We start from the raw sequence: 22,362 nt of genomic DNA on the forward strand, positions 1-22,362 counted from the left end.
GGGAGCGGTGACGGGTTGCTGCGTTGTGGCGATCGGGGGGTGGACAGTGGCGAGCGCGTTGGGTGCCGTGCTCAGGGCCACTGTGACCGCGGCGATAAGGATGCCGATAGTAATCCACAGCCACCGTACCTGCGGTGATCGAGGCTTGTTCTGGCTCATGCTCAATTAATCGCCGTGAAGCTTGGCAGCCTTGGTGACCGAGCTGTCAATTCGCTGTCAATCGTCTGACCGGGCGTAATAGTCGGTGTGCATGGGTAAATACCGATGGGTCTCATTTCAGTGACGCAGGGGTTCAGTTAATCAATAGCGAACTAGCATCACTGATAGGTCGGGGTCGACCAGTTGGAGGCAGTGATGCAATCACGCCGCAAAACGATTCGAAATGCCCTGGTTAGGCTTCTCGCCCTCGCCGGACTGGGTACTGCGTTCGCGCTCAATCCCTGCACAGCGCCGATTGCGTCGGCCGATGCCGACTACGGCGGCGGCTGCGTCCTGTACGACGGGAATCCCGCGGCAACAATTGACTCACTACGTTTTCGGTGTGGTCCTGCGCAGCAGGACAATATCTTCCGCGATGCCGCGCAGGGGGCGGTACCGATGGGAGTGAAGAACGGATGGGTGATCCGGCCGGTCGATATGGCGGCCTGGACGCCGGCGGTGTGGATCGGCAAGACCTTCTACACCGGTCCGGACGGCGGCTATCTGATGAACCGCATCACCCCGGCCGGCATCGAAGGCTGGCCCGCCAATGTGTACAGCGCACCCGCCATCCTCGACGGCCGCCCGACCTGGGCGCTGAACTATGCGCCCTCGCCCACCCCGCAGATCTACGACGAGATTCGCGAGATCACGCCGGGCGTGTGGTTCGGCTACTCGTGGTCGCGTGATCCGGGCGGACCGATCGCGCTGCTGACCTTCGCGCTCGCCTGAGCATCAGGGATGTGCCGACACCACCCGTGGCATGGCCGCGACGGTGCCCGGACACGGCGCCGGGCAGGTGACGCCGGCCAGTGCGGTGTGCGGACTGCGATGCCACATCGAGCCGAACATAGCGAAAGTTTCCAGTGCGATGACGATCGCGCCGTAGCCATAGGTGGTGGTGGCCAGGCCCAGCCGGGTCTGGCACAGCCCGGCGATCACGGTGGGCACGCTCAGCGCCAGATAGGAGACCACATAGATCGCCGTCACGACCTCGGCGCGATTCTCTGCGGGCGAGAGTCCGGTCAGCATGCGCAGGGCTCCGGAGAAGGACGGCCCGAAGCCGATCCCGGCAATAATGCTGGCGGCGAAGAACAGTGACGCCGAATGCGTTGCCACGCCCAGCATTGCCACGGCGACCCCGGTGATCAGGAGCAGCGGCCCGCGCCGCAGTGCCTGATCGATGGTCCAGTCGCGCGCCAGCAGGGCGGTGATCGCCGAAGTCCCCTGTAGCGCAACGACTACCAGCCCTCCGGCCAGTGGGCTGGAGAGATGGAACTGCACCCGCATGAGAGCGCTACCCAGGGCGAGATAGAGCCCGCCCAGTGCCCAGGTGGCGGTGATCGACGGCAGCATGGTGACAAAGGCGGCTCGAACCTGCGGTGGCACCGAAACTTTCGGCCTGAGCGAGGCCAGTGCGCGACCGTCGGGCGCGACCGTCTCCGGAATCAGCAGTACACCGAGGGTGATCACCACGAACGCCGCGGCCAGCAGCCAGTACACCAGGTGCGTGGGCGCGGGCGCGTAGGAGACCAGCAGCCCGGAACAGATGGCGCCCAAAGCCAATCCGCCACCCGCCGCGACATTGGTCATCAGCGCGCCGAGTCGCGAATCCGCGGGCTGCAGATCGATGAGCGTCGCGCTGATCGCACCCGTCGCCATCCCCGTGGCAATGCCCTGCAGAATGCGCGCCGCGAAAAGCCATGACACCGAATGCGCTTCGGCGAACGCCAGCGTCCCCACGAGCTCGAGCAGCACCGCGCCCACGAGCACCGGCCGCCGTCCGACGTGATCGGACAGCGATCCGGCGAACAGCAGCGTCACCAACAGCGCGAGCGCATTGACCGCATACACCGCCGTGGAAACCAGCGGCGAGTAATGCCACATCTGCTGGTACACCGGATACATCGGCGAGGGCGCCGCCGAAGCGAACAACAACAGTGCCAGCGCCGTCGACAGCAGCCAGAAGGCAGCGGACTGCGAAATCCGATAGCGCCCCGGAACCTGCACGGCCCCGGTTGTTTCGGGAAGGTCTTGCATCGCCTCAGACTTCCAGAGTTTCGCGCAATCGGCCGGGTATCAGGTCACCGCCGGTTCGTACCGTATGGGGAATAGGGGTTCCGGTGCGGGGGTTGACCGGGGGCATGACTTACACATTCGATCCGGAGCTGGCGCCGTGGGTGGATCGGCTGCGCCCGGCGGATTACAAGGATGTTCCGGCGGCGCGCGCTCAGATGCGTGAACTGTTCGCGGGGCGACCTCAGGTGCCGGTGCCGGACTCGGTGGGGATTCGCGATCTGGTTGCTCGCGGTGAGAATGCCGGGGTCGAGGTGCCGGTGCGCGTTTACACGCCCGTAGACGGGGAGGGGGCGCTGCCCGCGCTGCTCTATGTGCACGGTGGCGGGTTTGTGCTGGGTGACTTGGAGATGGTGCACGCCAAGATGATTCGATTCGCTGCCGAGTTGGGCATCGTGGTCGTGTCGGTGGATTACCGGCTGGCGCCCGAACATCCGTTCCCGGCTGGTCTCGAGGATTCCTACGCCGCGTTGCAGTGGGCGGTGCGGGAGGCGGATGAGCTGCGGATCGATATCACTCGCATCGGGGTGGCAGGTGACAGCGCGGGTGGAGCCATCGCGGCGGGTCTCGTATTGTTCGCCCGCGATCAGCACGGGCCCGAATTGTGCTTCCAGCTCTTGGATTTCCCGGCCACCGACGATCGTTTGCAGACTCCGTCGGCCACCGAATACGCCGATACTCCGAATATTGACGGGCCCAGCCTGCAGGTGATCTGGCGGCACTATCTGGGCGCGGAGGTCGAACCCGGCAGTGCGGAGGTGTCGCAGTATGCCGCCGTTGCGCGGGCGGCCGATCTCTCCGGTCTGCCGCCGACCTACATCTCGACCAGCCAGTTCGACCCGGTTCGCGATGACGGCATCGACTACGCCCAGCGCCTGGCCCGGGCCGGTGTGCCCACCGAATTGCATTTGTACCCGGGCACTTTCCACGGTTCCGGCCTCGTCGCCGATGCCGCGGTGAGTCGCCGCGCCGCCGCTGATCAGCTCGACGCGCTGCGCCGCGGATTGCGGCTGGAGGCATCCGCGTCCGAGCCCGCCGTGGTGTAGAGCAATACCTTCCCGCACGTGCGAATCAGGGGTCGGAGTGACGATCTCGGCCGCATCGGTGACCGAACCAGCCGCCGCCCTCGCTGTGGGCCGCCGATCGCCGTTCAATTCGATCACCACAGTGTGCGTCCTCGACATCCCGAGGGCTTATGGGAAGGCAAGGCAGTGACCGAATTTCTGAATATGAGTGGCGGCCGGATCGCATACGACGTGACCGGAGACGGGCCGCTGCTGGTGTTGTCGCACGGTATGGGCGACCACCGCCAGGTGTACCGGCACCTCGTGCCGCGGCTCGCCGCCGCCGGCTACCGGGTTGTCAATGTGGACATGCGGGGACACGGTGAGTCGAGCCTGGACTGGGAATCGGTGACCGGTAAGGCCGCCATCAGCCGCACCGATGTCGCCAATGATCTGATCGAGGTGATCGCGCATTTCGGCGGTCCGGCCGTGATCGTCGGGCATTCGCTGTCCGGCGGAGCCGCGACCATCGCCGCGGCCACCGCACCGGAACTGGTGGCGGCCATTGTCGAGATCAATCCGTTCACCCTGGTCCAGAAGGCCGATATGAAGGCCCTGCTGACGAACCGCCGCCATCGGCGGGGCATGGTGCGCTTGGGCCTGCTGTTCACGCTGCGCAGTGTCCGGGCGTGGCTGCGCTACCTCGACGTCGCCTACCCCGCCAAGCCGGAGGACTACCGCGAGTACATGGACGGGTTGGCCGCCGTCCTGCGGCAGCCGGGCCGGATGGCGGAATTCATGAAAACCGGCAACTCCACGCCCGCCGACGCACAGGCCCAGCTGCCCGGTGTCACCTGCCCGGCGCTGGTGATCTTCGGATCGCTGGACCCCGACTTCCCGGACCCGAGGGCCGAGGGCGAAGCCATCGTCACCGCCATGCCGGCCGGCGTCGGCCAGGTGGCGATGGCCGAGGGCGCGGGGCATTACCCACATGCCCAAATGGCCGACGTCACAGGAGAACTCATTCTCCGATTCCTGGCCGCGCGGGTCTCGGACGACCGGATCGAGCTCGGCCACCAGGTGGGCTGACCGCGTGTTCTCGCCCGGATCGTGTGCGTTTCAGGGGTGGCCGGTCGCACCGGGCGGCTTCCGATCACCCCGCACGTAACCCTCGTGAGGCGTAGCAACAGGTTGATATTCCTTGGACTCTCTTGTCCACGAAAGGATTTCAATGACCACCCTGCTGCACATCAATGCCTCGGCCCGTGGCGCGCACAGCCAGTCGAAGGCGCTGGCACAGACTTTCATCGAAGGGCTGACGGCGCGTGACCCGGAGCTGATCGTCGACACCCTCGATCTCTTCGAGGCGAAGCTGCCCGAATTCGGTACGCACGCAGCCGAAGCCAAGCTCGCGCTGTTCACCGGCCGGGATCAGACTCCCGAACAATTGGTGGCCTGGGAGCAGGCGCGCACGGTCTTCGACCGCTTCGCGGCAGCCGATCAGTACGTCATCAATATCCCGATCTGGAATGCGGGCGTCCCGTACATCTTCAAGCAGTGGGTCGATATCGTCACCCAGCCCGGCTGGGCATTCACCTTCGATCCGCAGACCGGCTACTCCGGGCTGCTCACCCAGAAGCGTGTGGTCACCGTCTACACCAGCGGTGTGCACCAGCCCGGCGTGCCGGTGGAGTTCGGCTCCGACTTCGCGACTCCGTTCGTGCAGGATTGGCTGAACTTCGTGGGTATCAAGGACATTGCGGAGATCCGGTTCGCGCCCACGGTGCTGACCGAGGATGCGCAGGCCGGGTTCGCGGCAGCTCAGGAGCGTGCGCGTGAGCTCGCCGCCGGATACTGAGCAGCAGGTCTGGGCCCCGGCCGGGCGCACCGTCGGGGCCGTCTGCGCGGTGGGAATTCTGGTAGTCGGTCAGCTGTATGTGGTGCTGCCGGTACTGAATCGGCTGGCGCTGGACTGGGATACCGCCAAGTCGGCCGCGACCTGGACCACTACCGCGTTCGGATTGGCTTACGGCGCAGGCTTTCTGGTGACCGGACCGCTCTCCGATCGCTGGGGGCGGCGGCCGGTCATTGTCGGCGGGCTGATCGCCACCGTGCTCAGTTCACTCATTGTTGCCCTCGCTCCGGGGCTGGGCACCGGGCTGGCCGCCCGCATTCTGCAGGGATTGACCGCCTCGTTCTTCGCCCCGGCAGCGTTCGCGTATCTGTCCGAGCGTATAGCCCCAGAGCGCCGGATCTTTGCGCTCACCTGCCTGACCAGCTCTTTCCTCGCGGCAGGTGTGGTGGCGCAGGTGCTGGCACAGCTCATCGGGAATGCCTGGGGATGGCATGCCATCTTCATCGCGGGAGCTCTCGCCTTCGTGGTGTCGGCTGTGGTGCTGCAGGTCGTGCTGGAAGGTGAGGCGAAAGCGGAGGGGAAGACCACGGCGCAGTCGGCGGGATTCGGCGAGACACTGCGAACCGTGTTCGCACCCTTCGCCGCTCTGCTGCGGCAGGGCCGTTTGGTGCTGCTGTACCTGAGCTGCCTGGCGGTGCTCGGCTCGTTCGTCGGGCTGTACACCGGTATTCAGCTCGCACCACCGGAGGGTGTGGGATCGAGCAACGGTGCGCTACTTGCCTTGCGGGCCAGTGCGATTCCCGCCATGATCGCGGTCCCGCTGCTCGCCGGGCGGCTGGGCGTGATCGCTCCGCATACCCGGGTGATCGTCGCGCTGGGCATCGCCGGGATCGCCGCGGCGGTGACCGCGATTCCGTTCGGCGGAGTCTGGGTCGCGGTCTGGTTGCTGGTGTTCGTCGCTGCGATCGCCGTCGCGGCTCCGGCCGCCGTGCAGGCCATCGCTGCGCAGGCGGGTGCGGCACGTGGCGCCGCCACCGCGCTCTACACCTTCGCGCTGTTCGTGGGCGCGAGTGCGGGTCCGCAGGTGGCGAATCTCTTTGCCTACAGTGGGTATTCGGCGGTGGCACTGGCCATTGCCGGATTCACGCTTGCCGGTGCGGCGCTGGCCTACGCCTCGGCGCGTGGTCGGGGGGTTATCACCACCCTGGTTTGAATCGTTGTCTGTAATTCCCTGCGCCACATAGTTTTTCAATCACGGTCATGAGTTCCAGCGTCAAGCCCCGGCTTGCTGGGCGGCAACCCTCCAGCGACGGCGGGGTGCTCCGGGTGACGACCGGATGGCGGCAGAAGCGCCGCCATAAGCGTGCTCGCTCTCGGAGGTAGAACCATGTCTGTAGCCCAACTTTCCTCGGCGCATCCTGCGACCGAACCGCTGACGGCCGGTGCGATACTGCTGGTCGCCGACCGGTTCCGGGGCATAACCGAGGACGACCGGGCCTTTACGGTGTCCGGGCTGGTCGCCGCCCTGCGCGGCGGCCGGCTGCGGGAGGCGTCGGAGCCGCTCACCATCCATCTCGGGCAGGGTGTCACCAGCCACGATCTGGACTATGTCGAGCATGTGGCGACCGTGCACGCACCGGCGGGAGTGCAGGTGACCGGTCCGGTCGCCGAGCCCGCGCCGCGGCACCAGGTACACAAGTATCAGAACTCGAATGTGCTGCTGGCCAACCTCATTCGGGAGAACGACACCGAGTTCCGGGCAGATCTGCGGATTCACGGTGACAATGAATTGCTGCTGGACCATCAGACCGGCGAACACGTGCAGGGTCTGGTGATCGTAGAGGCGGTGCGACAGCTGTTCCTCGGAGCCTTCGAGTTGGAGTACGGCCGGCGCTGGCCCGAGCAGCACTTCTACATCGTCTGGAACAGCATCGAATTGGAGTTCAAGTCGTTCCTGTTCCCGCTGCCCGCCACCCTGCACGCGGTCCTCACCCCGGTCTCGATCGAGGACCCCGCCAAGCTGGAGTTCGCCGTCGAAGTGGATGTGCGCCAGCTCGATCGTAGTGTGGCGACCACCCGCATCACCTACGCCGCCCTGCCGAACGAGCGCATTTCGCAGATCGAACGGCACAAGGCGGCCAAGGCGATTGCCGCGTACCTGGGTGCGGTGGCATGAGTGCCCCTGCTGCCGCGGCCTTCTTCGATGTCGACGAAACCCTGATCACGGTTAAGAGCATGTTCGCCTTCCAGCGTTTCTGGCTGGCCGAGCACGGTGACGACGGAACCGAATACGCACGATTGAGCGGGGAGGTGAAGGAGCGGGCGGCCGCGGGCGTGCCACGGGAGGAGGTCAATCGGCACTACTACCGCGCGTATCGCGGTGTGCCCGCCGCAGACCTCGCCGCGGCGGGCAGGCGGTGGTTCGCGGCCTTCACGGCCGAGGGCGCCGCCTATTACACCGATGCGGTGGAAACACTGTGCGCCCACCGTGATTCGGGAGTGGTGACGGTGCTGCTCTCGGGATCGTTCGCCGCCCCGCTGGCCCCCGTGGCAGCGGCGCTCGGCGCCGATCACCTCATTGCCACCAACCTGGTGGCGGACGAGAACGGTGTGCTGACCGGTGAAATCGAGCGGCCGATGATCGGTCCGGGCAAGGCGGACGCTGTCGTGAGGTTCCTGCTTGCACAGGGCATCTCGGTCGAGAACACCTATGGCTACGGCGATCACGCCAGTGATCTGCCGTTCCTGCGGTCGGTCACGCACCGGGGTTTCCGGGGCGACGATCCGGTGCTGGCCGAACAGGCGAGTGCCGGTGGCTGGATTCATTTGGGCGACAAGGTGAGTGCTGCGGTCGGCGGCCCCGGCCGGATTCTCGCCGAGCAGGAAGCGGTATCGGTATGGTGACCAGAACGTACGAGCTGACCCCGACCACCCAGGGTCCGCTGTATCCGCCGAGCGAAGTGCTCGATGCCGCAGGCGATTTCATCGTCGTCGGCTGGTTGAACGAGCCCGGGCCGGACGGTTCGGTCGCGCGGCGCTGGGGCCGGGCCATTGTCGCGGCCGATACGCCGGTGCCGAAGTTCGGTGCGCTGGCGCCCTATACGGTCGTGCGCGAGCTGCCGGAGGAATTGCCGGAGGAGGACGCGGCGAGCGTGCTGTACACACTCCCACTTCCCTTGCCCGCCAATAACTATCCCATGGTCTTCGCGCCGGATCAGCGGCCCGATGCCGATGCGGTGCGGCGTCCGAGCTATCCGTTCCACGAGACGCCGATTCCGGATCTGCGCCCCGAGGACGGGCGCAGGCTCACCACCCCGGTGACCCTGGGGGAGTGGCTGCGGGCGCGCGGGAGCGTCGAGGTCACGGTCGGCGAGGACGGTCGAAACGGTGAATTCCGTTTCGAATTCACCGATCTCATACCTGATTCGCTCTACACCGTGATGTCATTGCGCAGCAATGACCTGCACCCGGACGCGCCTACGCGTCCCGGGCCGCTCGGGGTGCCCAATGTGTTCATCACGGATACGGACGGTGCCGGCACTTACCGTGCCGTGCTGCCGAATCCGTTCCCGGATCCGGCCTTACCCGGCGCGAATCGGATCATCAGCGTTGTGGTGCTGTGGCAGAGCTACCAGCAGAACTACGGCGGGGCCATCGGGCACTTCGGACTCGGAGGCGATATCCATGCTCAGCTGAAACTGCCGAGCCCGACCTTCGAGGAGTTCTTGACGACGGACTGACATTTGCGTGTGCAGTGCGACGGCGGGGTCCTTCGGGCCCCGCCGTTTTACCGACCACATTCAGGGAGTGAGAGTACGCACGGACAGCCGCGCGCATTCGGCCGCGAGCTCGGCCGTGGACAGTGCCAGACTGCCGTCGAGCCAGCCCTCGATGAGCTGGTTGACGCCGCCGGTGATGAACAGCGCCGCGCGGCGCAGTGATTCGGGATCGAGCTCGGTTTCGAGTGCGGTCGGCGCGTACTGCACGACCAGATCGGCGATGATGCCGAGCATTTCGCGGCGGCGCTCCGCCAGCCCCGCGACCCCGGCTGGGTCGCTGGTGGCGATGCGGTGGATGTGCGGGTCGCCGGCGACGATATCGAGCAGGGCCTGCAGCCCGGATTGCAGCTTTTCCGCAGCGCCGCCCGCCTCGGCGACGCCCGCCTGGACCATGGCGGTGAGCAGTTGATCGCGGAGCTGATCGGCAATGGCCACCAGCAGTTCATCGCGATTGGCGAAGTGCTCGTAGAAGTACCGATCGGTGAGCCCGGACGCCTTGCAGACCCCGCGCACGGTCACCGCCGCCGTGCCCAATTCACCCCATAGCCGCTGCCCGACCGTGAGCAGCCTGGTGCGGCGTTCGGCGCGTCGATCCTCGGCGCTCACGCCGCCATAACTGCGGACCACTCCCGACCTTGTCATTGACAGCCATCTTAGAACACCTAACAATTGGACGACGCCTGTCGTCAGAATGCGGTTTCAAGGGAGAATCATGGCCATCGATGAGCTGTCGGCTTCCACCACCGACCTGTACCGGCGGGCCTATGACCCGCTGCCCGACGAACTCGACTACCGCGTGACCCAGATCGACGGCGCACTGCCGAAAGATCTGACCGGCACCCTCTATCGCATCGGGCCGGGTAAGTTCCAGGTCGGAAAGACGCTGCTGCACAGCATCTTCGACGGCGACGGCATGGTGTCGCAGCTGGTGCTGGACGGCGATTCGGTGCACTATCGCAATCGCTATGTGCGCACCCGGCACTTCGAGCACGGCCAGCGCTCGGACCGGATTCGCTATCGCGGTGTGGGAGACCAGATTCCGGGCGGCCCGCTCGCCAATGTGGGTCGCATGGCCGCGAATGTCGCCAATACCAATATCGTGAACTACGCGGGCGGACTGCTGGCGCTGTGGGAGATGGGCAATCCGCACCGGATCGACCCGGACAGCCTGGAGACGCTGGGGCGCTTCGACTTCGACGGCAAGCTCGGCTTCCTGGGCGCGTTCTCCGCGCATCCGAAGTGGGATCCGGACACCGGTGATATGTACAACTTCGGCCTGGATCTGCTGCCGACCCCGCGGATTCGCACGTATCGGGTGGATCGGGCAGGGAAGCTGCACACCCTCGCCACGATTCCCATGCTCGATCTGCCGTGGAACCACGATTTCGCGCTCACCCAGCGGTATCTGGTGTTCGTATTGGATCCGCTGCTGCCGGATCTGGTGAAGATCACCCTCGCCACCCGCAGTTTCATCGATTCACTCGATTTCAAGCGGTCCAAGGGCACCCGCTTCCTGCTCGTGCCGAAGGACGGTGGCAAGCCGCGCATCATCGAACACGAGGCGCTGCTGCACGTACACCTCACCAATGCCTATGACGATGGCGACGATGTGGTCATCGAGCTGGTCCGCTTCGATACCGAATGGCAGGAATTCCGGCGCTTGACCAGTGCCGTCAATACGCCGGAGGCCCCGCGCTTCCCATCCTCGCGGCTCATGCAGTACCGGATTACCAAGGGCGGCACCGTGATCGAGCGTGAGCTAAGCGGGACCAGCTGTGAGTTCCCGCAATTCGACTGGCGGCGCGGGAGCAGGGAACACCACTACAGCTATCTCGCCGCCATGGGCTCGGGCGCCACCGGCCTGCTGAACTCGATCATGAAGGTTGACCACCGCACCGGTGTCACCACCGAGTGCGATTTCGGGCTCAGCGCTGTCGGTGAGCCCCTGTTCGTACCCCGGACGAAGGATGCCGACGAGGACGACGGCTGGCTGTTGTTCCTCAATCACGAACTCGCCGAAAACCGTTCGCAGCTGGTCGTTCTCGATGCCCGTGACCTGGAAGGCGGCCCGCTGGCCGCCGCATGGCTCGAGCACCACATCCCCTGGGGTTTCCATGGCACCTTCACCCGCCGGCAGGCAGTCGTGGGGTAGCCGCCGGGGTCAGCGCTCGGAGCCGTCGCCCTGGATGCGATGGGTTTCCAAGGCCAGGTACATCTCGGTGGCCGCGCGCGGTTCGGTCAGCCGCCGCCCGGTCAGCTCGGCCACGCGATTGAGCCGGAATCGCACGGTATTGCGGTGGCAGAAGAGCGCGGCGGCGATGGCCGATACCTCGCCGTCGTGCGCGAACCAGGTGCGCACGGTATCGAGCAGCACGTCGCGATCGTGCTGGGGCAGCGCGAGTATCGGGCCGAGTACGGCGCGGGCGAGCGCACTCGCGACGTCGGGCGATCCGGCCAGTAGCACCGGGATCAACGCCTCGTCGTAGCGCAGCACTTGCTTCGACCCGGATTGTGTTGCGGCGCACGCAAGTTCGGCCTGACGCAGTCCGGTGACGGCCTCGGTCAGCGCACCGAACGCCGCGCTGATGCCGGCCCGCCCCACACTGCGCTCGGCCAGCAGCGCATGCAGTCGCGGTTCGGTGAATCGCGTGGTCAGCGTGACGATTCCGATATGACTGTCGGCCCGGACCCGCCAGGACGAGGCGACGCCGAGCACGGACAGCGCCTCACCCACCCCGGGCAGCGCCTCGGTGGCGGCGGCGCCGGTGGTGGCCGCGACCACCACGAAGGAACCCTGCGCGGGCAGCCCGAGCGTGCGGGCGCACTCCCACAGTCGCGCGCCGTCCACCTGTCCGCTCAACAGTGCGTCGAGCGCGGCATCGTGCGCGCGGGCGTCGCGGCGCAGCTGCTCGGCCACCGTCTCCTGATACCCGTCTGTGAGCGCCTGCGAGTAGTCGTCGACGAGTTTCCAGACCCGCGAAGCGATATCGAGCAGTTCCCGGCTTGCCTTCGGATCGTCTCCGGCCATGGTCAGCAGCTCATCCCACACCACGCCGGAACCTATGCGGTAGGCCCGCAGCACCGAGGGCAGCGGCACTCCGTTCTCGGCCCGGCGGTGCCCGGTACTGCGGGGTGCGGCGGTACCCGCTTCGGGATCTCCGGCCAGATGACTGAGGATGGCCTCGAGATTGGCGCGGTTGGTGCGGCGCAACTCCTCGGGCGTGACCGCGTGCGAACTGCCGTAAACCGGTTCGGCGCGTTCGATTTCCGCCGCCACCCGATCGACCACGTCGTCGAGGCGCTGCAGCAATGTCGTGCTGGCGCGGGCGACGAAGCCTTCGGGCCGAGTGCGCGGGGTGCTCATGGCAAACGATCGTACTGTCCAGCATTGTTGCTGTGCACAATGGCATCACGATTATCCGGTCGCCTCACGGATTTTTGAAGATCGAATTGTGCGGAAGCACAATTCGGAACAGAAGAGGATAGCGGCTCCAGCCTCGGTGCCGAATGCGTCCCTGCCCCAGGTGAATCCATCCTGCTGGCGTGTCGCCGAGAAACACTCGCTGAGCGTGTCCCCAAGGGGTAGCGCACAATTGGGATGCTTCACTGGGTGTTGGCAGGGGATGGTTATGAAGGCATACAAAGGGCTGATGATCGGCCTGTTGGCACTCGGATTGTCGGTGTCGTGTTCCACGCACCCCGCCAACCATGTGGCACAGGAGGTTTCGCAGGGGCCTGCGAAACAGGACGTGCCATCGTCCGTACCGGTCGGTCCGGGCCCGGTGCAGTACACCGTGCAGCAACAGCCCGCTCCGGGTACCTGCCACTATGGTAAAACCGCTGACGGGCAGCCACTTCCGGATAGGACGTGCACACCGGGCGCGACGAATCCGAAAGTGACGGCTGCGAACCTGTCCGACACCATCTGCAAATCCGGCTACACCGGCGGGATTCGGCCGAATTCGAATATCACCGGTCCGGAGAAGACGGCGAATATCAAGTCCTACGGCTACACCGGGGATCCGCGCGATGCCGAATACGACCACCTGATCTCGCTCGAACTGGGCGGTGACCCCGACGATCCGCGCAATCTGTGGGTGGAACCGCCGTCCCCGGGGCATAAGCAGGGCGGCGGCACCGCGAATCCGAAGGATACCGTCGAGAACCAGCTGCACTCGCTCATCTGCAGCGGCAAGGTCGGCCTCGTCGATGCGCAGGTCGCCATTGCCACCGACTGGACCACCGCCTTGGCCACGGTAGGACATCCGACCGGCAAATGACCGCCTGCCCGCTGGCGTGCCGCACCGAAACCGGGTCCGCACACCAGCCTTCGGGCTTACCATCGACGCATGTCAGCCCCGCAGAACGGCTCGACGATGATCGAGGGTCGGGTCGTTCACAAAACCTCGAACGCTTTGAAGATCAGCTTCCAAGCCGGGCCGGGGGACCCGATGGCGGTCGGAGTGCAGGGCGCGGGGGACGGATTCGGCGGGAAGATGGCCATGCTCTTCGGATTCAAGAACGGGGGGACCGGTCGGCACTCGATCACCTATGCCGACGGAACGGTGGTCTGGGTGCAATCCAAGGATTCGGCGCCGACCCTCCTGAGCCGCGCCGACGGCACCGCCATCGCAGCCATTACCCGCTCGGACACTTCCACCGCTGTGGCTTCGACCGCGGGCACACTGCTGCACTTCGTCCCCGCCGACGATCCGAAGACCCCGGAGCTGTTCCGCATGCGCATATTGGACCGCATGGGCGAGGAATTCGGCCGCCTCGATGTGGTGCGCACCGCCGGCGGCTGGACGCTCGGCCGCCTGGCCGATGAGCTGTACAACACCTACATCTGGTGGGATCACGCCGGGCAGCCGCTCCCCGTGCCGATTCTCGGCACCCGGCTCATCCTGAAGCGCACCCCCGACGCGGTGGAACGTGATGTCCTGCTCGGGGCCTGCGTCGACATCACCCTGGGTCTGCGGCCGTATGTCACGGCCATGCGCTGACCCAGGGCGGCGTCGCTGCGATCAGTCGGCGACCTTGATGACCAGCTTGCCGAGATTCTTACCGGTGAGCAGGCCCTGGAAGGCCTCCACCGTGTGATCGAGTCCGTCGACGATGTGCTCCAGATAGGTGAGCCGCCCGTCGGCCAGCCACCCGGTCGCATCGGGGTAGAACTCGGTGAACTGATCGAGGAATTCGGTCTGGATGAAGCCGCGCAGCGTGAGGCTCTTGCGCAGGATCATCGACATGAGCAGACCCATGCGGTCAGGTCCCGAGGGGAGATCGGTGTTGTTGTACGAGGCGATCAAGCCACAGACCGGAATGCGGGCGAACTTGTTGAGGCGGGGGAGAACCGCGTCGAAGACCGCCCCGCCGACGTTTTCGAAGTAGACGTCGATGCCGTCGGGCGTCGCGGCGGCGAGCTGTTCGGCGAAGTCTGGTGCGCGGTGATCGATCGCGGCATCGAACCCGAAGCGCTCGCGCAGCAGGGCGACCTTCTGCGGTCCACCGGCGATACCGACCGCCCGCGCGCCCTTGATCTTCGCGATCTGGCCGACCGTCGCACCGACCGGCCCGGTGGCCGCGGCGACCACCACGGTCTCGCCCGGCTGCGGGCGGCCGATGGTGAGCAGTCCGGAGTAGGCCGTGAATCCGGGCATACCGAGCACGCCCAGCGCGGTGGTCAGGGGCGCGGCTGCCGGATCGAGCTTGCGCAGGAACCGGGCCTGCTCGACCGAATGCGTCTGCCAGCCCGCGTAACCGAGCACGATATCGCCCGTGTGCAGTGCCGGATCCGTGGATTCGAGCACCCGGGAGACGGTAGCGCCGCACATGGTCTCGTCGACCGCCACCGGGGGCGCATAGGACGGTGCGTCGCTCATGCGCCCGCGCATGTACGGATCCAACGAGAGATACAGCGTCTGCAGCAGCGCCTCACCAGGTTTCAGCGGCGCCAACTCCGCCGTCTCGGTGCGGAAGTTCTCCTGCTGCGGCATACCGGTCGGGCGGGAGGCCAGGACGATTCGGGTGGTCTTCATCGGTGCGGCGACCTTTCGATGGGCGACCGCCCCATTGTGGGTCACCGCGGTGCCCGCTATGCCGGATTGCTACGCGTGTCCTGCTGAGCGGTGCTCGGCGCGCCAGGTATCGAAACTGGTCATGATGTGATGCCGCACGGTGCTCCACTCCGGGACCAGACTCGCGGCGGCGGGCACCGACGAGGTCAGCAGCACACCAGCGATGGTGATGACCGTGATGCGCAGCCAATCCCGGGCGCCCGGCAGGTCGGCGAGCTCGCCGAGCACCTGGCGGGCCACCTCGAAGATCGTCGTCTCGATGTGTTCGACGAGATGTGCCACGGTATCGGCCATTTCGGGATCGGTGCGCGCGGTGCCGAGCAGCTCCAGACCGACGCTGATCGGTGCGAGCTGGGCCAGTGACCACAGTTCGTCGACCAGTTCGGCGACCCGTTCGCGGTCGGTTCCCGTTATCTCCGAATAGGTTTCGACGACGGCCTGGGCGCTCTGATCGGCCATTCGCCGGACCGCGGCATCGAGCAGTTCGCCCCGGGTGGGGAAGTAGTGCTGCACCGCGCCCTGGCTCAAGCCCGCTCGTTCGGCCACTCCACGCGTGGTGGTGGCGGCTTGACCGTTCTCGATCAGGCTGGCGATAGTGGCGTCGAGGATGCCGATGCGGGTGTCCTCGCGCTGTTGCGCCCGGCTGCGTTTGCTTTTTCCCGCCGTGACCGACACTCGCCCACGATACCGGTAGGGCCACGAACAAGTCACACGACTTGTCAAGTCGTCCGACTGGTCAATACGCTTGTGGCACAGCCGAGATAGAGCACAAAGAGGTGATCGGCCATGAATACTCGCGCCAAAGCGTTTCAGAATGCCCGTATCTGGCGGCGTGGTCCCGCCCCCATCCCCGCCGGGCTCGACGAGCAGCACGACTACGGCTACTTCGGCCCCGGATCCCAGGTGTGGCGGGTGCTCTTGCATCCGGCGGTAACCGCCTTCCTGGCGCCGGTGACCGCACTGCTCGAACTGCCGCACATTCCGCTGCAGGCGGTGATTCTCGATCACGATCCGCTGGCTGTCACCGGTCGCCGCAGCCACAGCATGAGCCCGATCATGGCCGTCCGGCGCGCCCAGCGCACCGTCGGTGTTCCGGTCCCGATCATTCTGGGCGACAAGGCCACCGCCGATCGGGTGGCGGCGCACCTGCGCCGCTATCACGCTCCGATGACCGGCACCATTCCCGGCACGGGCGAGCCCTATGCCGCGCAGGGCCCCGAACTGGTGCTCTTCGCGCACGTCACGATCATGCAGGCGGCACTGCTGGTCTATGAGAACTTCGCCTTCGAAGGGCTGCGCCCACCGCACCGGCTCACCCCGCGTGATCGGGACCGATTCTGGTGGGAGGCCAAGCAATTCGGCGTCCTGATGGGCGCGCGGCCACAGGATGTCCCGACGACCTGTCGGGAGGTGGCCGAGTACTACGCCGGAATCGCCGATACCTACGGCGTGATCGACGGGTTCGGCGCCGATCTGGTCGTGAATCCCACCCTGGCCATGATGCGCGGATTCGCCCTCACCCAGCTGCCGGAGCTCGCGCCGATGCTGCTGGCCGGTGTTGTCACCCCGCAGCTGGTCGCCATGCTGCCCCGGCCGGCCCGCCGGAATCTGGGTGTGCCCGCGGTTTTCGATCCGCTACTGAACGTGTCGCTGTGGCTCACACGTCCGGCCGCACTGGTCTTCACGGTGCAGCGCTTCGCCGATGCCGTCGAACGCCGCATCAGCGGACCCGATGCCATGGCGCTGGTGGCGCACGCCCGCCGACTTCAAGCAACTGCGGCATAGCGTATTTCGGCCACCCGGACCTTTCGGGTAGCGGTGGCCCATTGGCAGCGAGACAATTTCGCTCGTCGGCATGGTCGTGCCGGGCGCGAGAGCGAGGACCTGCCATGCCGGATCGACAGCGATACGCCGACATTCATGCTTGACCGAATACGAGCACGCCTCGCCGAGGACGGATTGCTGTCCGTGCTGCGCGATGTCGGTTTCGTGAGCCTCGGCAATTACGGGCAATTCCTGGTCACCGCCGTGACGGTGCCGCTGACCGCGCGCACCCTCGGCGTCGGGGGTGTCGGGCTGCTGGCCATCGGTATGTCGTCGTATTTCCTGGGCTCGCTGCTGGTCGATCTGGGGATCAATACATTCCTGGCGGCGCTCCTGGATGAGGAGGGCCTCGATGAATTGCGCGGGAGTTATCTGGCGGTGCGGGCGAGCATTCTCGGCGTGCTCGCGGTGGCGCTGGCCGCGGGGCTGGTCTTCGGGGCCGGCACCCATCTGCGCATGATTCTGCTCGGGCTGTTCGTCGGCGGCTTCCTGTCCATGTCCGAGGACTGGCTGCTGGTGGGGCAGGGGCGTTTCGGTGCGTCCACGTCGTATCAGATCGCCGGGCGCGTGGTCTATCTCGGATTGCTGGTGCTGCTGCTGCCTCGTCTGCCGAATCCTTCGATAGTGCTGCTGTGCCTGCTGCTTTCGTCCACCGTGACGGTGGCGCTGACCTGGCGTGACGCCCTGAAGAAGTACGGTCGCCCGGCCCGGCCGACGCGGATCGCGGTCATTCTGCGCAAGGGCGGGCCGGTGCTCGCCTCCCGGCTGCTGGTGACCAGTTACGGGCAGGGAACCGCGACGGTCTACTCCTCGGTCCTGGACGCCGCCTCGCTCGGGTTGTACTCCTCCAGTGACAAATTGGTGCGCGCCGTGCAGTCGCTGCTCGATCCCATCGGGCTGGCGCTGCTGCCCCGGCTCGCGCGCGAGCGCACCGATTCACGCTTCTGGCGGCACGAAATGCGGGCGCTGGCAGCCTGTGTCGCGGTCGCGGCGGTCGCGGTGGTGGGGGTCTGGATTACCGCGCCGCTGGCCGTACACCTGATCTACGACGACGACTTCCGCGGTGTGGTGCCGATCCTGCGGGTGGAGGTGTTCATCCTCTTCGCCACCGCCACAACATCGTTCATCACCACGGCCACCCTGCCCGTCCGGCAGGACACCGTGGGAATCATGATCGGTGCGGTCATCGGTACAGCGGTGGCGGCCACCGCGCTGCTCATCACCCTGGGCACCCACTCGGTGTGGACCCTGGTGTGGGGCACGGTAGCCGCCGAATTCTCCGTCGCTGCTTGGTATCTGGTGCGCACTGCGCAATTGGCTGCCCGGGAGCGGGCGCAGCGCACAGCAGTTCCCCTGAGGTAGCGCGTCCTCTAGTGCTGAGCGCTACCGGCTACCCACTGATCCCACGGCAATCCCCAGTCGCCGTTCTGCCACACATCGAGCGTCGGGCCACCGGTATTGCGCACCTCGACCACATCGCCGGGCTGCGCGAAATTGAAGAACCACTGCGCATTGTCGGCATTGAGGTTGAGGCAGCCGTGTGAGGTGTCGGTATTACCCTGCGCCCACACGGTGGTATCCAGTTCGTGCAGATAGATGCCATCGGTGCTGATGCGGGTGGCCCAGGAGATGGCCTCCTTGTAGCCCAGCCGCGAATTGATCGGCAGGCCGTAGCTCGAGGAGTCCATGATCACCGGATTGGCCTTGTCCATCACGGTGTAGACACCCGGCTGGGTCCAGAAGTAGAAGGTCTTGCCCGCGATGACCTCACTGCCGCCCCGGCCCATGGAGGTGGGCATGGTGCGGATCAGATTGCCGTTCTCGAACACCTGCACCTGATGGGTGTTGTCATCGGCGATGGAGACGTGCGACGCACCGATGGTGAAGGAGGTCTTGGTGTCCTCCTGGCCGAACAGGCCGGGACCGACCTCGATGCCGTAGATGTTCGCCGCGACGCTCACCTTGGTGCCCGGTGCGTAGTACTCCTTGGGCCGCCAGTGCGCGTTCTGACTGTCCATCCAGTACCAGGCGCCGTCGACCGGAGGGGTCGTGGTGACGGTCAGATGCTTCTCCGCGGCGGCCTTGTCCGGGATGGCCTCATCGAAGTGGGCGACCACGACCGTGCCGACACCGTAGGTGCCGCCGTCGGCGAGGGACTGCCCGCCGGTGGTGTTCAGATACACCTTGGTCTGATTGCCCGGCTTGATGGTGGTGAAGCTCGAGGTGGCCGGGCCGGTGGCGCCCGTCACATCCATGCCCTGGGCTTTCAGGGTGTAGGTGCGGCCGTAGCCCAGTTGCTCGTTCGGCTTCCACGCGGTCTTGTCCGGTGTGAAGGTGCCGTCGATGACCTTGCCGTCGTCATTGGTCAGCGTGACCGTGCTGAGCACACCACTGGTCGTGGTGACCTGGACGGGCGCGGCTGGATCGACCTTGTCCGCACCTTGGGCCGGGGCAATGGTGATCGGCGACGGGACCGGCGGCACACTGCCGAGTGTGCTGCTGATCGTCGAGGACGACGAGCATGCCGTGACCACCATGAGTAGCGCCGCCAATAGGCTCACAGCGGCGGAGGATCGAAAACGGTGGAGTGGCAAGGCTCTCCCTCCTGTAATCGCCGTGCGCCGCACTGCTGCACAGCATCTTGTACCAGCTCAGCGTAGTAGATTACCCGCAATAATCCGCGCCTTCGCACGCGCGGTAGCAGGGCCCCGGCGCGGCGGCCCCACCACGGCGTGTTTCCTCACGTCAGCGGCTGCTCCTTGATCGCCAGCTGCTGCTGTCCGCGCTGGTAGGTGACTTCACGAATGCCCAGCGCAGCGTGCAATTTTCCCGCGGGCAGCGTCACCGGCTTCGGCGCCGGGCCGTCGCCGGGCGCCGGCAGCGGATAGGCGGTGGTGGTGCCGCTGTAGAAGGTGACATTTCCCTCGGTCTTCGTGAACAGCTGGTGCACATGACCATTCAGGCAGGTGACCGAGGCGAAACGGCGCAGGTAACTCAGCATCTCGGTGGCATCGTCTGTGCCCCAGCCCCATTGCGGATACATGGCGAACAATGGGATGTGGCTGAACACGATGATCGGTGTGTCGCTGGATAATCCGGACACGTCCTTGCGGACGAAATCCAGCTGATCCTGGCCGAGATGGCCCAGGGCCTGCAGATTCATCGTATTGACGAGTCCGATCACGTGCACACCGGCGATATCGAAGCTGTACCAGCCGTCACCGCGGGTGCCCTTCCCGAACGCCGAGCGATAGCGCTGCCCGGCATCGTCGCTCGAATCATGTTCTCCCGGAACGGTGAACACGTGCGGTGTGCGCAGCCCGCCCATGAGCTGTTTGACCTGATCGAACTGCTCCGGGGTGGCCAGATGGGTCAGATCGCCGGTGTGTATGACGAAATCGGGGGTGTATCCGAGCGAATTCACCTGGTTGATCGCCTCGGTGAAGGTGTCGGTGACATTGGCGTTCGCCGTACCGGTGAAACCGATGTGACTGTCGCTGACCTGTGCGAATCGCAGGGTCGGGCGATCGGTGGCGGCTGCGGCGGTGCCCGCGATATGGGAGACGACCTCGCCGCCCACCACCGCCAATCCCACTGCCGCGCCGAACCAGGCGCTGTGCCGCATCAGCTGGCGGCGGGTCATGGCCTGCGGATCGCGCGGATCCATCTCCTGACTCATCCCGTCACCACCACGGTGCCGTGCATGAACGGATGGATCGAGCACACATACGCGAAGGTGCCCGCCTTGGTGAATGTGAACGTGTACGTCGCACCCGTGCCCATATTCGGCGATTTGAAGCCCCCGGCGGCCGGGGAGATATTGTGCGGCTCCTCATCCCGGTTGGTCCACGTCACCGTGGTGCCGACCGGCACCGTCAGGGTGGCCGGTGTGAATGCGAAATTGGTGATGGTGACGGCATTCGGACCGGCAGGTGCGTTCGCCGGCGCCGTTGCCGGCGCGGACGTGCTCGACATGGCGGTCATCCCCGGCATGCTGGGCATGGCCGATCCGCCGCCCCCCGGCACCATGCCGGGCGTATCGGTGCCGGAAGCGAAAACAAAAGTGGGAGCGGCATTGTCCGGGGCGTTACCGCCGCTGCCGCACGCGCTCACCGACAGCAGTGCTGTCGCCGCGGCGGCAACGGCGAGGGCCGTCCGCCGCGGGCTGCGGATAAGTCTCATGGGTCCGGGCCTCCATCCGGGATGTGTCCGTCCCTGCTGCGGGATCGGTCATCTTGAGATAGGGACCCGGGTTACACGTTCGGCGCGAAAACCTCGATGGCGCCGTTGTTTTCCCGCACCTGCAGGTGCGGGAGCGGTGCGGGGGAGATGGGCAGCTGATGCGACAGCACGGCCCCGCTGATCGAGAAGGAGGTCGAATGGCAGGGGCAGCGCAGTCGGTCGGCCGGAGCGTCCAGCCACAGTTTGCAGCCCTGATGGGTGCAGACTCCGGAGACCGCCACCGGAATCCCGTTGGCGCGCCGTACGAATCCGTTGAGGGTGCCGAGATCGAACGAGACGGTGCTGCCCTCGGGGAGGTCGGCGCTGGCCGCAATGTGGCGCCACGATCCATTGGTGGGCGTCAGAGTCGATTGTGCGGCAGGCGAATTGGGCTCCGCCTGATGGGTGATCATGCGATCGACGACCACTCCGGCGGTGGCTGCCGCCGCGGCGGTGGCGGTGCCGATGAGTACCTGCCGTCGGCGGGTCGTCCCGCGCTGGGGTGGCGACTCTTCTTGCGGCTCGGCCATTTCGGCCGCGAGCCGCTGTTGCAGTCCGGTCAGGAATTCCGGGCTGGGCGCGGCGCTGCCGAGCCGGGCCGACTGCAGCTCGATGGCGGTGCGCATCTCCTCGGCATCATTGTCATCGGGCCGGAACGAGCGCGGTCGTCGCCCGGCCAGGAGCTCCTCGACGTAATGCCGCACTTCCCGCTCGCTCACCGCGCACCTCCCTCGTTCAGCCGCGCCGCCATCTGCAACGCCCTGTGCTGCAACACCTTCGCATTGGCGACGCTGACACCCAGGTCCTGCGCCGAATCCTTGACCGACAGGCCCTGCAGGAATCGCAGTTCCAGTATTCGCCGATAATTTCCGGACAGCTGATCGAGCACCGCTCGCGCGCGCATCTCGGCCCGGCCGTCCGATACTTCCTCGGGCGGATCGTCCGCGAAATCGTCGTCGATCGTGGTGATCTCGCGCCCCATGCGGGTACGCCAATAGCCCGCGAGCACCGTCCGCGCGGTCGCCCGCAGATAAGCGCGCACCTCCGGGACGGTGGCCGAGATCCGCAGTGGTTTGAGCGCCACCGTGAACACCTCGGCCGTCAGATCCTCGGCATCGGGCCGATTGCCGACTTTTCCGACCATCAGCGCATATACCCAGGTGACATTGTCTCGATAGAGCGCTTCCCACCCGGAGTACCCGTCACCGGACACCAGCCGCAGCTCCCGGCCGGGGCTCACGCCTTCGTCCGCCCGCGAGCGATCGGACCCTGTCCGACGCACCATGAATCGACGCTCCCCGAATCCACCAACGACGTGTATTCACGTC

23 protein-coding genes and 1 riboswitch are annotated in these 22,362 nt (G+C 66.0%); of the genes, 13 read left to right on the forward strand and 10 right to left on the reverse strand.

Features of this window, described 5'->3' with window-relative positions:
• The first annotated feature begins 354 nt into the window (after positions 1-354).
• Positions 355-930, forward strand: a complete 576-nt coding sequence (locus tag JWN03_RS36160) for a hypothetical protein (RefSeq protein ID WP_297624831.1) — start codon at positions 355-357, stop codon at positions 928-930.
• Positions 931-933: 3 nt separating this feature from the next.
• On the opposite strand, the gene JWN03_RS36165 is transcribed toward JWN03_RS36160, so the two are convergent.
• The gene (locus JWN03_RS36165) at positions 934-2,238 is read right to left on the reverse strand and encodes an MFS transporter (protein WP_297624834.1); all 1,305 of its coding nucleotides are present in this window, start codon (positions 2,236-2,238) and stop codon (positions 934-936) included.
• A 104-nt stretch (positions 2,239-2,342) separates the two neighbouring features.
• Between JWN03_RS36165 and JWN03_RS36170 the strand changes: the two genes are divergently transcribed.
• The 7 genes from JWN03_RS36170 to JWN03_RS36200 all read left to right on the forward strand — a co-directional run bounded on the left by JWN03_RS36170 (position 2,343) and on the right by JWN03_RS36200 (position 8,873).
• Positions 2,343-3,320 carry an alpha/beta hydrolase gene (locus tag JWN03_RS36170; RefSeq protein ID WP_297624836.1) on the forward strand — a complete coding sequence of 326 codons (978 nt, stop codon included), beginning with the start codon at positions 2,343-2,345 and terminating at the stop codon, positions 3,318-3,320.
• Positions 3,321-3,485: 165 nt separating this feature from the next.
• Positions 3,486-4,367 carry an alpha/beta fold hydrolase gene (locus tag JWN03_RS36175; protein ID WP_297624839.1) on the forward strand — a complete coding sequence of 294 codons (882 nt, stop codon included), beginning with the start codon at positions 3,486-3,488 and terminating at the stop codon, positions 4,365-4,367.
• A 142-nt stretch (positions 4,368-4,509) separates the two neighbouring features.
• Entirely contained in the window at positions 4,510-5,136 is a 627-nt protein-coding gene (locus JWN03_RS36180; RefSeq protein WP_297624841.1) for an FMN-dependent NADH-azoreductase, read from the forward strand.
• The gene (locus tag JWN03_RS36185; RefSeq protein WP_297624844.1) at positions 5,114-6,346 is read left to right on the forward strand and encodes an MFS transporter; all 1,233 of its coding nucleotides are present in this window, start codon (positions 5,114-5,116) and stop codon (positions 6,344-6,346) included. Before JWN03_RS36180 ends, JWN03_RS36185 begins: the two co-directional genes overlap by 23 nt.
• A gap of 43 nt (positions 6,347-6,389) precedes the next feature.
• A riboswitch (SAM riboswitch) is annotated at positions 6,390-6,503 on the forward strand.
• A gap of 17 nt (positions 6,504-6,520) precedes the next feature.
• Positions 6,521-7,309: an AfsA-related hotdog domain-containing protein gene (locus JWN03_RS36190; protein WP_297624847.1), complete on the forward strand. Its 789-nt coding sequence runs from the start codon at positions 6,521-6,523 to the stop codon at positions 7,307-7,309.
• Positions 7,306-8,037 carry an HAD family hydrolase gene (locus tag JWN03_RS36195; RefSeq protein ID WP_297624850.1) on the forward strand — a complete coding sequence of 244 codons (732 nt, stop codon included), beginning with the start codon at positions 7,306-7,308 and terminating at the stop codon, positions 8,035-8,037. The genes JWN03_RS36190 and JWN03_RS36195 overlap by 4 nt, the downstream gene beginning before the upstream one ends.
• Positions 8,031-8,873 carry a hypothetical protein gene (locus JWN03_RS36200; protein WP_297624853.1) on the forward strand — a complete coding sequence of 281 codons (843 nt, stop codon included), beginning with the start codon at positions 8,031-8,033 and terminating at the stop codon, positions 8,871-8,873. The genes JWN03_RS36195 and JWN03_RS36200 overlap by 7 nt, the downstream gene beginning before the upstream one ends.
• Positions 8,874-8,933: 60 nt before the next feature.
• Here the strand turns inward: JWN03_RS36200 and JWN03_RS36205 are convergent, their stop codons facing one another.
• The gene (locus JWN03_RS36205; protein WP_297624856.1) at positions 8,934-9,554 is read right to left on the reverse strand and encodes a TetR/AcrR family transcriptional regulator; all 621 of its coding nucleotides are present in this window, start codon (positions 9,552-9,554) and stop codon (positions 8,934-8,936) included.
• 70 nt (positions 9,555-9,624) lie between these two features.
• Between JWN03_RS36205 and JWN03_RS36210 the strand changes: the two genes are divergently transcribed.
• Complete coding sequence (locus tag JWN03_RS36210; protein ID WP_297624859.1) at positions 9,625-11,064, forward strand: carotenoid oxygenase family protein; 1,440 nt, start codon at positions 9,625-9,627, stop codon at positions 11,062-11,064.
• 9 nt (positions 11,065-11,073) lie between these two features.
• On the opposite strand, the gene JWN03_RS36215 is transcribed toward JWN03_RS36210, so the two are convergent.
• Complete coding sequence (locus JWN03_RS36215; protein ID WP_297624862.1) at positions 11,074-12,276, reverse strand: PucR family transcriptional regulator; 1,203 nt, start codon at positions 12,274-12,276, stop codon at positions 11,074-11,076.
• 532 nt (positions 12,277-12,808) lie between these two features.
• Here JWN03_RS36215 and JWN03_RS36220 point away from each other — a divergent pair.
• On the forward strand, positions 12,809-13,192 hold the full coding sequence (locus JWN03_RS36220) for a hypothetical protein (RefSeq protein WP_297624864.1): 384 nt from the start codon (positions 12,809-12,811) through the stop codon (positions 13,190-13,192).
• 69 nt (positions 13,193-13,261) lie between these two features.
• Positions 13,262-13,915, forward strand: coding sequence for a hypothetical protein (locus JWN03_RS36225; RefSeq protein WP_297624867.1), 654 nt, complete (start codon positions 13,262-13,264; stop codon positions 13,913-13,915).
• A gap of 21 nt (positions 13,916-13,936) precedes the next feature.
• Here JWN03_RS36225 and JWN03_RS36230 read toward each other — a convergent pair whose 3' ends face one another.
• Complete coding sequence (locus JWN03_RS36230) at positions 13,937-14,950, reverse strand: NADP-dependent oxidoreductase (protein ID WP_297624870.1); 1,014 nt, start codon at positions 14,948-14,950, stop codon at positions 13,937-13,939.
• Positions 14,951-15,019: 69 nt separating this feature from the next.
• Complete coding sequence (locus JWN03_RS36235; RefSeq protein ID WP_297624873.1) at positions 15,020-15,664, reverse strand: TetR/AcrR family transcriptional regulator; 645 nt, start codon at positions 15,662-15,664, stop codon at positions 15,020-15,022.
• A gap of 111 nt (positions 15,665-15,775) precedes the next feature.
• Here JWN03_RS36235 and JWN03_RS36240 point away from each other — a divergent pair, with 111 nt between their 5' ends.
• The gene (locus JWN03_RS36240; protein WP_297624876.1) at positions 15,776-16,774 is read left to right on the forward strand and encodes an oxygenase MpaB family protein; all 999 of its coding nucleotides are present in this window, start codon (positions 15,776-15,778) and stop codon (positions 16,772-16,774) included.
• A gap of 135 nt (positions 16,775-16,909) precedes the next feature.
• On the forward strand, positions 16,910-18,175 hold the full coding sequence (locus JWN03_RS36245; protein ID WP_297624879.1) for a lipopolysaccharide biosynthesis protein: 1,266 nt from the start codon (positions 16,910-16,912) through the stop codon (positions 18,173-18,175).
• An 8-nt stretch (positions 18,176-18,183) separates the two neighbouring features.
• On the opposite strand, the gene JWN03_RS36250 is transcribed toward JWN03_RS36245, so the two are convergent.
• The 5 genes from JWN03_RS36250 to JWN03_RS36270 form a co-directional block, all read right to left on the reverse strand.
• The gene (locus JWN03_RS36250) at positions 18,184-19,350 is read right to left on the reverse strand and encodes a L,D-transpeptidase (RefSeq protein WP_297625023.1); all 1,167 of its coding nucleotides are present in this window, start codon (positions 19,348-19,350) and stop codon (positions 18,184-18,186) included.
• A 203-nt stretch (positions 19,351-19,553) separates the two neighbouring features.
• Positions 19,554-20,492 (reverse strand): metallophosphoesterase family protein, encoded by a 939-nt coding sequence (locus JWN03_RS36255; RefSeq protein WP_297624882.1) that lies wholly within the window; start codon positions 20,490-20,492, stop codon positions 19,554-19,556.
• Positions 20,489-20,995 (reverse strand): cupredoxin domain-containing protein, encoded by a 507-nt coding sequence (locus JWN03_RS36260; protein ID WP_441343126.1) that lies wholly within the window; start codon positions 20,993-20,995, stop codon positions 20,489-20,491. The genes JWN03_RS36255 and JWN03_RS36260 overlap by 4 nt, the downstream gene beginning before the upstream one ends.
• Before the next feature lie 71 nt (positions 20,996-21,066).
• On the reverse strand, positions 21,067-21,753 hold the full coding sequence (locus tag JWN03_RS36265; RefSeq protein ID WP_297624885.1) for a Rieske (2Fe-2S) protein: 687 nt from the start codon (positions 21,751-21,753) through the stop codon (positions 21,067-21,069).
• Complete coding sequence (locus JWN03_RS36270) at positions 21,750-22,319, reverse strand: RNA polymerase sigma factor (RefSeq protein ID WP_297624888.1); 570 nt, start codon at positions 22,317-22,319, stop codon at positions 21,750-21,752. The genes JWN03_RS36265 and JWN03_RS36270 overlap by 4 nt, the downstream gene beginning before the upstream one ends.
• Between the last annotated feature and the right edge of the window lie 43 nt (positions 22,320-22,362).

Source organism: Nocardia sp., assembly GCF_025465275.1.
Taxonomy (GTDB): Bacteria; Actinomycetota; Actinomycetes; order Mycobacteriales; family Mycobacteriaceae; genus Nocardia.